Annotated in this window: 8 protein-coding genes and 1 pseudogene; all 9 read left to right on the top strand. The window is 67.6% G+C overall.

The genetic code is table 11. From position 1 onward, the window contains the following. The first annotated feature begins 516 nt into the window (after positions 1 to 516). The 9 genes and pseudogenes from ACQ86J_RS20105 (at position 517) to ACQ86J_RS20065 (ending at position 12,485) form a co-directional block, all read left to right on the top strand. A complete protein-coding gene (locus tag ACQ86J_RS20105) occupies positions 517 to 1,047 on the top strand; it encodes a nuclease-related domain-containing protein (protein WP_431266908.1) in 531 nt (176 codons plus the stop codon). Next, entirely contained in the window at positions 1,044 to 1,820 is a 777-nt protein-coding gene (locus ACQ86J_RS20100) for a hypothetical protein (protein ID WP_431266907.1), read from the top strand. Before ACQ86J_RS20105 ends, ACQ86J_RS20100 begins: the two co-directional genes overlap by 4 nt. Then, positions 1,820 to 2,158, top strand: coding sequence for a hypothetical protein (locus ACQ86J_RS20095; RefSeq protein ID WP_431266906.1), 339 nt, complete (start codon positions 1,820 to 1,822; stop codon positions 2,156 to 2,158). Before ACQ86J_RS20100 ends, ACQ86J_RS20095 begins: the two co-directional genes overlap by 1 nt. Before the next feature lie 59 nt (positions 2,159 to 2,217). Next, complete coding sequence (locus tag ACQ86J_RS20090) at positions 2,218 to 2,685, top strand: hypothetical protein (RefSeq protein ID WP_431266905.1); 468 nt, start codon at positions 2,218 to 2,220, stop codon at positions 2,683 to 2,685. Between the two features lie 82 nt (positions 2,686 to 2,767). After that, complete coding sequence (locus tag ACQ86J_RS20085) at positions 2,768 to 3,250, top strand: hypothetical protein (protein WP_431266904.1); 483 nt, start codon at positions 2,768 to 2,770, stop codon at positions 3,248 to 3,250. A 562-nt stretch (positions 3,251 to 3,812) separates the two neighbouring features. Then, a pseudogene (locus tag ACQ86J_RS20080) lies at positions 3,813 to 4,241 on the top strand (UvrD-helicase domain-containing protein); the annotation flags it as partial. Positions 4,242 to 4,621: 380 nt separating this feature from the next. Next, on the top strand, positions 4,622 to 6,112 hold the full coding sequence (locus ACQ86J_RS20075; RefSeq protein ID WP_431266903.1) for a UvrD-helicase domain-containing protein: 1,491 nt from the start codon (positions 4,622 to 4,624) through the stop codon (positions 6,110 to 6,112). A gap of 197 nt (positions 6,113 to 6,309) precedes the next feature. Beyond that, positions 6,310 to 8,094: a DEAD/DEAH box helicase gene (locus ACQ86J_RS20070; RefSeq protein ID WP_431266902.1), complete on the top strand. Its 1,785-nt coding sequence runs from the start codon at positions 6,310 to 6,312 to the stop codon at positions 8,092 to 8,094. 1,730 nt (positions 8,095 to 9,824) lie between these two features. Then, positions 9,825 to 12,485 (top strand): hypothetical protein, encoded by a 2,661-nt coding sequence (locus ACQ86J_RS20065; RefSeq protein WP_431266901.1) that lies wholly within the window; start codon positions 9,825 to 9,827, stop codon positions 12,483 to 12,485. Positions 12,486 to 12,649: the final 164 nt, after the last annotated feature.

The following is a 12,649-nucleotide window of genomic DNA, read 5'->3' as shown; positions in this document are numbered from 1 at the left end:
TTCATGTCGGCACTCCGTACGGCCCTTCCCCTCGCAGATCGGGCGCATTTTCCGCCTAGAGCGGAATGCCTTAAAGGCATAACTGCAGGCAACAGAGAAGTCTATGCGGCGCAGTTTTTGCGCCCGCGCCGCACGAACGCCCTGCAGTTTCCCGGCGCATCAGCGGCGCTTGAGTGGGGGCGGCAGATACCGCAGTCCACGCCGCCCGGTTCCAGATCGAGATGGTTCGTAACGCCTATGGCTCCATCAGGGCTGATTCAGCGGAAACCGGCGGTCTGCCAGCACCTGCGGACTATACGCCTAGATGATGATCGCGATAGTATCTGGCCGTCTCACGAACGTGGTGCGTGCGTCGCAACTGGGGGGATCACTTCGTGGCCGCGGGCGCGGATTGGATTGTTACGACGAAGTGTGTTTGGCCGCTACGGAGGCGCTCGGCTGTGGGTGGCCAGCCTGGCCAGCGCCATTGGCGGATGAAAGAGGCCCCGTCCCTAGCCGTTCACGGTCACTGGCGGCGTGATTTCGTCATCGCAACTGACGCCTGATGCCACGGCCGCCGAGCGGCGCGTGGCGGCGGCTTTGAACGACGCGGCCTGCGACGGGGTCGGATACTTCCGGTTCTCCCTCCCGCGGCCCGATGGCGTCCCGATCCAGGAACCGGACTTTGTCCTCGTGCTCCGGGGCGGCCGTATTGTCGTGATCGAGGTGAAAGGCTGCACGGCAGACGATATCGTATCTATCGACGGTGATGTCTGGACGATGGTACCGCACTGGCCGGCCTCTGAAGAGCGGCCTCGGACGCAGGCCCGCGGATACGCGCTGAGCTTGAAGGAGGTGCTCGCCGGGCGCGGGGTGGCGCGCTTGGATCGACTGGCGTGTGGCCTTGCCGTTCCTGCCTGCCGCCGCCTGGCGAGCCCGAGGCTTTCCAGACCAGGGCGGTGCGGTCCTGTTCGCGGACGATGTCGAACCGCGGAGCCTCCGGATCTTCTTGGCCGCGCGCGTAGGGGCTACCCGGGCCCCGCCTTCCTTGGCGGAGGCACTCGGTGACATTCTCGGGAACTCTGCCGCGGCGATGGCGCGCGAGGTTTCGAGTTCGTCGACGGCAACCTCCTCTACGCCGCCTCGGCCCGGCGGCCATCCCTCTGTCATCCGGCTCACTTCATAGCGGGCGACCACCGACCAACGAAGAACTGGCCCGCGAACTGGATGTCGGGCCGCCCGAAGGCGTCCTGTATCTGACGGCAACGTCCGCGCTCGAGCAGTTTCGCAGCTCCCGATCCGCGACCAGCACGCAGCGCCTGCAGTTCGGGCCGGCGATCAAGGCGGCGATGGAAGCTACGGGGCATCGTTGGCTGTCGCGCCTCGATCAGCGGGTTTGCCTGCTTCGCGCTCTCGATAACCCGCCGTGGGGCGGAGACGACATGCGCCGGAAACTTCGTCGCGATGCCGCGTCCTGGTTCGACGCACTCGTCGAACTCGACGAGGAGGGCCGTGAGAGCGGCGCCCTCCTTCCGCCGGGAAGGTACGTCGACCCGAGCGTGGCGGCTTTGCTGGGCGGACTGCATGATCGGGCCCGGGCCGAGGCGACAGCAGCTCGTCACGGCCGCTTGCCGTTTGAGGCAGCCGCTCTTCGGTGGCTGGAAGAGGCTTTCGAGCCGCCGCCCGTCGCGGTCATGGAAGGCTTTACGCGCCTTACCCCTCTGCAGCGCGCGTTCATCCGGCGCTGTATCGCCGCAGGCACAAAGCTTGCCATTGTCGTCCCGGGGGTGGAGGTCCGCATCGAGGATTTGCTGCCGTCGAGGCCGAGCACGAGTGGATAATGCCCCGGCTCAATCGGCATCTGGAAACAGACATGCTGGCACAGGCCGGAACCTCGCTTGAGCACGCGCAACGTCACATTTTCCGCGGAGCGGCACCTGCCGCGCCGCCTGCGGTAGAGCGTACGGTCGTAATCCGCGCGCTGCCAACCCGGATCGCCGAGGCCGAATACGCAATCCGCTATCTTCGCCGGTTGCGATCGAAGGATTCGACCTGCGCTGGCATGTCGCCGTCGTGGCAAGTGATCCAGTGCTATATGAGGCGCTGCTGCGCGAAGAAGACAGTCTTCAGCCGGAGGCAGCGCGGCTATTCGCGCCGCAGCCGCGAAACCTGCTCCTGACACCCATCGGACGATTCATAATTAACCTGTATGCCGTTGGTCAGGGCGGCTCACTCGACATGACGGCGGGTCAGTTCCGCGATCTCATCGCCTCGGGATGGCTCGGCCCGCGGGCAGCAGCGTGCGCAGAACTCTTCCCGTCAGTGGCTGCGCAGCTCCTGGATAGGTGCCGCACGGAGGTCGAATGGCGCGCAGGCCTCTCGGCGCTTCGCAGCCTCGCAGGCGGCGGGCGTGGAGCGACCGTGCCGCCGACGCAACGCCGTCTGCCCAGCAACTTCGTGGCACAGGATGACGCAGAGGCGCTGCAACTGGCTTTCAGTACGGTCATCGAACTACGGCGGCGGCTCTTCACGGGCCAAAGCGGCACCGTAGGCGAACATGCCCGCCGCCTGCTGAGCGAACTCGACCGTCTGGACGTCACACGCCTGGACGCTGACGTCCGCGAGGTGATGCGGCAGATCCGCGCGGCATTGGCGGAGATGGAGCAGACTGGCGCACTGGACGTCGCCGCGCAGGAGATTCGGTGAGGTCCTACGGGGCCTTGGCGAACCTGAGGAGCCCGACGAGGAGGAGCCACTCGTCAGCCGGGACGGGTTGCGGGTGGTAGGCTTGGAGCAGGTCGACGGCGTGGCGTATGACATCGTTGTCGCGCTTGGCCTCGACGATATGCAGCTGCCTGGAGGCTCGCTCGATCGCTGGCCCCGCGCGCAGGAACCGGCCGCAGAGTGGATCTCCCGTCAGCGCTACCGCTTCCTGGCGGTCACCCGCGCTGCCCGCCGGCGCCTCATTCTGCTGCGGCCGCAAGCTGATGGCGATGGGCCCTGCCGGGATTCTCCTTTCCTGCGGCGCATTGCTGCGCTCTGCCCAGCGACCCAGGTCTTGGATCCGCTGCAGCTCCCAGAGCCTTCCCGTGTGATCGCCCGCCCGCCGCGTGCCCCGGTGGCTCGCGAGCGTTACAGCGTCGAGGAACTCTCCATTGCCTCCCTCTGCGAGCACCGCTGGCGGCTGAGGCGATCGAGCCCCGCACACGGCGCTTCACCGATGCCTGGCAGCTCGGATGGCTCGCGCGTGCTGACTGGACTGCGACAGTGATACGTCGCCTAAGTGAGGCAACCGGCGGCCGGCCTCAGCGTGGCCCCACACTGCCCGCCCGCTTGCGAGAGGCTAAGGACGAGGTCGGGCCGGAGGTGCGGGCACGCTTTGCCGGCCTATCTGAATTCGAGTGGCAGGGGATCTCACGCGAGGTGGACGGCCAGCTAGAGTGGATCTGCGGCAGGCGCGGCAACTACGACTGGAGCTTCGGTCCACCGCTGACTGACCAAGCGCAACTCGCCTTGCAAGGTGGGCGCCGCGTGACCGTGCATGGTGGCGCCGAGGCGAGGGGACCAACTCCTCGGTACACGCTGTTCACGGCCGACCGCGATGGCGCCTGGATCAACGGTGGCGGCAGGGATCCTTCGTCCACCCTCCATCCGCTATATCTTGCGGCGCGACGCTTTGAGGCTTGGAACAACTGGGTCCTACGAGGGACGCCCCCCGCCGACGATCCGTCATTGGCCGTCCAGCACATCGAGGCCACGGAAGCACCGCGGAGGCCTGGCCCGTATTGCAGTTATTGTCCGGTAAAACCACGCTGCCTGGGGCTGGAACCCAAATGAGCGCCGCGACGTCCCCCCTCCATGCCGCCCCCCTCATGCCAGCCGGCTTCGACGAGCCTCAGGGCGAGCAGGCCGCGATCGTTCGCAGCGTTCTCCGGCCGCCGCTTGGCGTGTCAGTAGGCGGCGGGCCTTTCGTCACCGTCGCGGCGGCCGGGGCGGGCACGGGCAAGACGCACACCACCATCGCGTGCGTCCTCGGCATCCTGCAAGCAGGGCGCCTGCAAGGTGTACCGGTGGCTATCGACGAGTTTGCGCTCATCACTTTCACCAACAAAGCCGCCAACGAACTGCGCGGCCGGCTGCAAGGGGCATTGGTGCAGGTCGCTAAGCAGGCCGGGTCGGATGTGTTGTTCTGGCAGGACCAAGAAGAGCGCCTAAGCGCCGCGTTCATCGGCACGATCCACGGCTACTGCCGGGCGCTGGCGCGGCAAGTCGCCTATGCAAACCCAATGGCGCGTGGCGCCCGCACCGGGGCGACGAGTGACCTACGCGACAAGGCATTCCAGCAAGCGATTGCGGAACATGTCGCGTCGAACCCGACGCATTGTCTGTTGCCCATGGACCGGGGGTGGCGGCCGCACGAGTTCCGCCGCCTTGCCTTCGATGCGTTCGAGATGATCCGTCAGTCGGGCGGCGACCTGACGGAGGTGCTACGCGAAACGTCGACGTGCGCCCCTGCAGACTCGGGTAAGGCGTGGCGCGTGGCTTTCACTGAGTTCCTCGTCCAGATGGACGGGCTCTACCAGAGAACCTCTGCGAGGCCGAGCAGCGGCTGGATCCCGACGGCCTGCTCGCTGAGTTCCGCTTGGCAATTGAGAACGCCGCATTCCGAGACGCTGTCGCTCAGCGACACCCCTACCTCTTTGTGGACGAGTTCCAAGACACGGACCGCGTGCAGGACTCAATCCTGCGCGCCCTGGCACCGCGGCTCGGTCGACTTGTCGTGGTCGGCGACGCCAAGCAATCCATCTACGGCTTTCGCGGCGCGCAGCACACGTTGCTCAAGGGACTGGCAAAGGATTTCACCGGTGCCGACCCACTGCCTCTAACCGGCGCGCGCCGGCCAACGCGACGCCTACTCGCAGCCCAGAACGCCCTGTTCAACGCGCTACGAGGACCATTTCCTGACATCGATGAGCCGCTGCAGGCGGGCGGGGCACTCATTGCCGGAGATCGGATCGCCCCGATGCGCTACGTCGCGGTCGGCGACGAGGCTGAGGCGGCTCGAGCTGTGGCGCGATTCGTCGGCCAGATGCTGCACCTTCGGCGGGCGGGTGGCGCAGAGGTTGCCGTCGAGCCCGGCGACATCGCCGTCCTAACCCGCACCAACGCGCAGGCGGACGCGATGGCAGAAGCGCTGAGGAGGGTCAACCAGACGGCCCAAGCGGACCGAGGCGACAACCTCTTTCGGCGCAAGGCGGCGGTAGCCGTCCGCCGCATCCTGGTGCTGCTCCGCGCATGGGACGACGGCGCGCTACTGGAGGCGATGGCGACGCCGCTGTTCCCTGAAATCCCGCTCGCCCGTGCGGAGCGCCAGGCACTCACCGCGCCGCTGCTCGACGATGCATCACGACGGCGGGTCATGATTGGCTGGCTGCTCGAGCGCGAGCGGCTCGGCGGCGGCAGTGGGCCTGTTACAGCGCTGCAGGCGCTTCGCCGCGATCTTCCGCGGGTCACCGTAGCGGCACTACTCGGCGCGCTCTACCGCGCACTCGATCTGCCTCGGCGCGTGCGCGAAGCATACGGCGAGGAGGCCCTCGCCTCGCTCGATCATCTCCGAGACTTTGCGCGCGGCCTCGCACGCGACGCGGAGGTGCTGACGCTCGATATGTTCCTCGAGAACCTCGACCGGGAGATCCTAGCGGACCGGCGCACCGAGGCGCCCGCCACCGAGAAAGGCCGCCCACCGTTCATCCGGTGCATGACCGTGCATCGCGCGAAAGGTCTTGAGTTCCCCGTCGTGGCGCTTCCTTTCCTCTCGGTCGGCACTCCGCCGCCCCGTCGCGACCTGCTTCTCCGTCCGGACGGCCGCCTCGAGGTCGAGGTGTGCGCCGATGAGAACTTGCCCAGCACTATGTCCCCCGACTTTAGTGCGGCCTATCAGGCCGCCGAGCGCCTGGCCATCGAGCAGCATATGCGACTTCTCTACGTCGCGGTGACCCGCGCCCAGAACCACGTCCTGTTCCTCGGTGAAGATGGGCGTGGCGGGAGGACGCCCAGGACTTGGCAGGACGCCGTCCTGTTCGCGCGGCCGGCGCTGCAGGCTCTCGGCCCGGGCTTTGCAGAGTTCGCGTGAGCGTGCGTCCGACCCCATTCTCTGTCACGGCGGCAGCGCTCGCCGGCGGTCCCCGCCAACCGCTCGAGTTGCCGCCGGCTGCGGGCCAGGAGGACGTGTTCCTTTGGCGCCTCGTGGCGCGCTGCCTCCGCGTCCTCTGGACGCCCGACGGCGTGGCGCATGCCCCCTCACGGGCGGACCGGGCGGTCCTGCTTCGCATGCTGATCCGGACGCTCGGCCCCGCGTCGGCCTGGCGCTTGCATCCCGAACTTCGCGCCTGCCTGCCAGCGCGCCTTGACGCGTTCGACCTCGCCGAAGTTTCGGACGCGGTCCGCGCACTTCCTTTCACCATCGGGCGCGAGGACCCGCGGTTGTTCGATGCGCGACCGGAGATGCGGCGGACGCAACGTCCCGCACCGCCAGACGTGCCGCTCCTCTCGTGCACGGATCATGCGGCATACGCCTCCGCTGCACAGAAGCAGGCGGTCCACGCAGCGCTCACCGCACCCCCGGCCGGAGTGCTGCTTGCAACACTGCCGACCGGGGCCGGCAAGAGCCTGGTGACGCAACTGCTTGCACTCGAACCGCTTCGCAGGGGCCGTGCTCGCCTTGTGCTCTGCGTCGTTCCGACAGTTGCCCTCGCCATCGATCAGCACCGAGCCGCGCTGCCACACTTTGAACGGATGGGAGCGCGGCAGCGCGTCGCATATCTCGCCGGTGACGACCAGGACGCGGCGTCGCGCGCGGACCTGCTCGACAGGGTCCGCCGCGGTTCGGTCTCATTGCTCTTCACAGCACCGGAGCGCCTAGTCCGTGGGCCGCTGGCCGATGCCGTCCTCTCCTGCGTCCGGGAGCAGGGGCTCGCCGCGCTTGTCGTGGACGAGGCACACCTCGTGGCCGGCTGGGGCGGCCGCTTCCGACCTGCGTTTCAGCAGGTCAAGGAGCAACGCGAGCGCCTGCTCGCGGCCGCACCTGAACCGTTTCCCACGGTGCTACTCTCGGCAACAGTCACACCTCAGACGGCGGACATCCTCCGCGACCTGTTCGCCCCGCATCAGACTCCGTTCCTGCGGGTGGATGCTCGCGCCTTGCGCGCGGAGCCCGACTGGGTGACGCACCGGTACGAAGACCGCGACGAGAGATTGCGGGAGGCGGTCCACGTCTTACGGCACCTTCCGCGCCCCGCCATTGCCTACACCACCAGCGTAGAGGATGCGGAGGCCTTGTACGACGCCCTGAGGGCGGGGCCCCTCGGCCTTCGGCGCGTCGCCCTCTTTACCGGCGAGACGCGGGGCGACCAGCGGGCGCGCATCGTGGACGAATGGCGCGCCGACGAACTTGATCTCGTGGTGGCCACCTCCGCATTCGGCCTTGGTGTCGACAAGCCTGACGTTCGGGCCGTGGTGCATGCCACCATGCCTGAAGGTCTCGACCGCTTTTATCAGGAGGCCGGGCGCGGTGGCCGTGACGGTCACGCCACTCTCTCATGCGTCCTCTGGACCCCCGACGACCGAGATTTGGCTCGGCGGAACGCGTTCATCAACGTCATCACGACCGACAAGGCGCTGGCGCGCTGGAGCGCGATGTCGCATAGCAGAGATCCAGCCCCGGGCGAGATCACGACGCTCGACCTCAGGTGCCGGCCCGCCTACGCGGGGAGCCAGGCCGAGGAGCGGCGGTCGGAGGGCACGGTAGGGTGGAACCTCGCCACACTTCTGCTGTTCGAGCGCGCCGGCGCCCTCCGCGTCACTGGGATCGACACCAGGCAGGACATGGCCGATATCGTTTGGAGATGGCCAGGTGACCGGACCGCGCTCGAACAAGCGGTTGATACACAGCGACTGGCGGAGCAGGAGCAGGAACGCCGAAAGCCTCGCCGCGATGCGCCGGACGCTGGAGCCGAGTCGGCGGGAGTGTATGGCCGAGCGCCTGGGCGAACTCTACGACATTCCCTCGGCGGCGCCTTGCGGCCGGTGCGCGGCCTGTCGGGCGGCCCGGACTGAACCCGATGGCGCCACGCCCCCGAGCCTTCGGCATCTGTTTGGGATGGAGCGGCCTGGGGTCTGCCGCCTCCCGACCGGCACCTTAGCCGGGCGCTCGGGAGTTCCGCGACGGCCCTGGTCCTGTATCCGGCAGCATGGTCTGAGAAGCGCGCTGGAGCCGAGCGACTAGGCACGTTACTGGCACGTCTGGGCTGCTCCTTCGCGGTCGCGCCGGCGGACATGCTCCTGGCCCTCGCCGCCGGTATGCGGCGACTCCCGAGCGCGGCCGGCTTGATGATCAGCCGCGACGAGGCGGCGCGCGCAGGCTGGCGGCTGCCAGCGGTCAGCAACTGCGGCCGTGCTGCAGCCGGGCGACGGTCCCGACGCGCTGCAGGACGCCCTCGCAGCGGCGACAGGTCGTAATCCGGATGCCCCGCTTGTCCTGGCCGTGCCGCTCGAACTCTCATTTCCTGAGCACGGCGGCCGCCCAGCGCGCATGAAGTTCCAACCACTTGCCGCCTGGAAGCGGAAACGCTCGCCCAAGAGTGGGGCATCTAGGACACCGGACGCCATGGCCTTCGAAATTTTTCAACCCACTTCCCTCCTGGCCATCGCGCATCGAAGCGTTGGTCGGCACCCTCGCAGCGTGGGGGGCGGCTGAGGAGCGGGAGTTAGCCGGCCTGCTCTCGCCTGGAGCGGATCTTGGTGAGCGCGGGGGTATTCTGCGCAACTGCCTCGAAACCGCCCGGACGCTTGGCATCGTGGCCGACAGTGATGGCCGTTGGCACCTCGCAGAAGCTCTCGCCGAGGACCCGGTGGCTCGTCTTCGAGGAGCGCTGCAAACAATCGTCCTCTCGGCGAGCGCGCCCCGCCAAGATCACTACCGCTTCTGCTTACTGCTTGCTTGGCTGCTGGCACTGACTGGGCGGTCTGGCCAGGCGCAGACGCTCGCGGCTAGCCCGGCTGACCTAGCCGAGCGGTTTGAGGCGGCGGTCCCGGGCGCCGAGCAAGACCGCCGCGTAAACGAGGAAAAGGTTCGCGCCGGACTCCGATGGGCCGAGTGGCTCGGACTTGGTCGGCTCTACAGCCTTTCCGGCCAGCGCGGGATGCGGTTCGTCGCCTACCCGCGGCGCCTGCTGTTGGACTTCATCGTGCGCGAGATTCCCCCGGAGGAACGATGGCCGCCCGGGATTCGCCTCGCACCTCTCCAAGGCTTACCCGTTGATCGACGGCGGGGCTGTTGCCGCGGCGTTGCCCGCGTCCCTTCGGACAGAGTCGGGCTTCGGTCCAGCCGTCTCGGAGGCACTCAGATTGCTGCGAGACGACGGCTTGATCGAGATCGTCGAGGCGACAGACAGTCCGACGTCCCTTCGCCTGCATTACGACCCAACCAGAGCCTCCGACAAGGCCGGGATCACGGAGATCCGCCGCCATGCAGCGTCCTAACGAACGGGCCGCGTGGCCCGAGGCCCGATGCTGGGCCCCTCGGCGGGTGCAGAGCTTGCTTGGGGATTTCGGCGCCTACACCTCAACCCCGGCCGACTTCCTCGCCGTGCATTCGCCTATCGGTGGGTTGACCGTGGAAGTGTCCGGACAGAAGCAACTGGTGGATGATGACGGGCTCTACCGCCTGCTGTCCGCCACCGACGGACGCCTAGCGGCGTTCCTGAAAGGACCGCCCGGATCGGGCAAAATCCCATCTCATCCGCTGGCTCTCAGTCCGCTGGGCCGCAGCGCGTCCGAACGACCACGTGCTGTTCATCAGTCGCGAGGACGGCACGTTGAAGGCGACACTGGAGCGCCTGGTGGAAAGCCTTGGAGAAGACCGCGACCTGGTGGCCGGCTTGTCTGCTGCCGGAGCGGGCTTAAAGCGCAAGGGCGTGGAACTGACGCTCCTGCAGGCTTTGGTACTGTGGTTGGATCCCGATGCGCGCGTCGACAGCCCGAAGTCGATCCGCGCCGCAAAGCCGCACGAACTGTGGGTGATCTTCGACAATCCTGCCGTCAGGAAGGCGCTCACCCGCCCAGGCGGACCCATTGAGTTGATCGTGGACAAGCTGGTCGGAGGCAAGGGCAAGCTCGCGGAGGACGTTCCGAGGTTCACCCGCGCCGAACTCGAAACCCTCGAGGCCGCGTGTACCGGCGTTACCGGGATCATTACGCGGCTGCGGAACCTTCTCAAGGACGAGGCGGCGGTTGACGCCGCCCTCGCGGCCCTCAACACGGCTCTGGCCGCCGCGACCGAGCAGAGTGTGGCAATTGGACCGCAGCGACTTCCGGAGGCGCTGCGGGAACTCCGGCGCCGGGTATTTGCGCGCGGGACCGAACGGCGGATCGTCCTTATGATTGAGGACGTCTCGGCGTTCACTGGCATCGATCGCGGCCTGGTCGAGGCAGTGCTCAGCGAGAGGAATGCGTCCGAGCCCAGCATGGCTCCTCTCCTGGCCATCGTGGGCCTGACCACTCAGTACTTCGAGAACGAGTTCACCGGTCAGGGCGCAGCTCGGCAGCGGATGACGCACGTTATATCGATCGGCGGCGGCGCCAGCCTCGAGAGCGACCCGGCGGGTTTCGCCGCGCGGTACCTGAATGCTGTGCGCTTCGCCGATGACCGCGACTTTGCCGCCGCTCCGCATGGCGCCGCTCCCTCCGCATGCGCCACGTGCCCGGCCCAGGAGGACTGCCACCGCGACTTTGGGACCTGGGGTGACGCCGGCTACGGTCTTTACCCGTTCAACGCGCGCATGCTGAAGGCCGCCTTTGCGGCCCTTCGCGACCCTGTCGTGGCGGGGGAGGCGCAGCGGACGCCGCGGACCTTCAAGTGGCTGCTCGGCGCGCTGCTGAACGAGGACGCCGAGCGAGGTCCGGCCGCGCTGGGCGCTCTCCTGAGGCGCCAGGAGCCGATGCATTCGCCCGAACTGCGGCTCGTCACCGAGCGTACTGCCGAGTCATTGGCACCTGACGCTTCCGAAGAACTGGCGGCACTGGCAAGGTGGTGGGGAGATGGACGCCTCGACACGGGCGCGCTGCCGCGAACCGTGTACTTCCATTTCGGGCTGCCTGTACCCGCGCAAACGGCGACAAGCCCGGTCACGTCACCCTCAAGCGCAGGCGCGGAGGGAGACTCCGGCGTCGCGACCGGTGCCGGGCACGGGCAAGTTCAAGCACCGAAGGTGACACCGCCCGACACCGAGTCGTTGACTCCGCCCAAGGTAGTGCAGGAAGAAGTGCAGAAGACCGTCCCAGCGACGGTCAGCCAACTCAACACACATCTCGGGTGGCTCAAGGCTTGGTTTCGCCAGGGCCAGCCACTTCAGGGCCAAGACCGCTGGCGCGAAGCTGCGCACAAGCTCCTCTCAGCCGGAACGCCGTGGAAGTCGTTCGGCTTGCCCGACGCTGACTCTCGGCTGTTCCCCGAAGCCGCCGTCGCGGTCGATGGCCAGATGGGCGAGGTCCTGCCGCACGCGTACAAGCTGCCGCGGGCTGAGGACGTGCACGACGCCCTGTCAGCGGCTGCTGAGATCCAGAGCGGCCGCGCTGATGAGGACGGGGCGCAGGCGCGCGCGTTCTTCCGCTTCCTCGAGCGCCGCGGGCCAGAAGCCGCACAGCAGGTCAGGGGGCTCATCCCCACGGCGGCAGGCGAACCTTGGGACCCGGCCCTCTGCGCCCTGCAGCTCTTGATCCTCGATGCCCTTCTTTCGCGCCGCGCTGCGCTGGGTGACGGACTACCGCAGCTGCTGCACGCTGCCTTCGCGCCAACGGACCGCGCGCCCGACAGGCCGCATCGCACTCTTCCGGCCTGGCATTCGGTCGCACGCAGCTTGCAGGACAAGCGTGAGACGCTCCGCAAGCTGGCACGGAGTTGGCTCGACCTCGCCCCAGGCGACGCGCCTTTCTTGGCAATTCCGCGCCTGATAACGCCCCTCAAGCGCTTCCTGACGGAGCTCGAGCCGTCCGAAGCACCGCTCAGCCTCCGCTTCGTGCAGATGGCGGGATCGCGTACTAAGGACTTGGCCGAGGCGGCGCAGCTGCAATCCGCCGTGGGCGAGAAGCTGCCGGCTCTACGCATGGAGGCGAAGGCCGCGGCGGAGCGCTTGGCTGGGCAACTGCTCCCCCGGGGCTTTCCAGCGGTGGTGGGCCCGCGAGATCTCGTGGCTGTGGCCGAGCGGCTCTCGGGTGGCCCAAGCATCCTCACCGTCGGCGGGAGCACACTCACGCCGCTCGTGAACAAGCTTCGCGAGGCAAAGTTGAAAGCCGTCATGGCACAGATCGACGTCGAGGCCTGGACAGCGGAACACGCTCGAACGATGGCGAAGGCCTTCGGCGACGCGGCTCGGGAGGTGAATTGGCCCAGCGGCTGGACGCAATGGCTACGCTGCCCTTCGATGAGGTTGAGCCCGTTGCAGCCCTGACGACCGCAGCGGTCGACTTGCTCTTGCGCCTCGACCAACGTCGCCGCCAAGCGGTGGCGGACGCGGGACCTTCCGTGGCGGCCGAGACCACCGCCAGAGCGCGAAAGGCAGCTGATGCCGTCCAACAGCATGTCAAGGAGATAGAGGCGGCCCTACAATGAGCG

It is taken from the genome of Dankookia sp. P2 (assembly GCF_050632255.1).
GTDB lineage: Bacteria > Pseudomonadota > Alphaproteobacteria > Acetobacterales > Acetobacteraceae > Paracraurococcus.
Note: the sequence above shows the minus strand (reverse complement) of the source record. Positions and strands in the feature narration are given on the sequence as shown.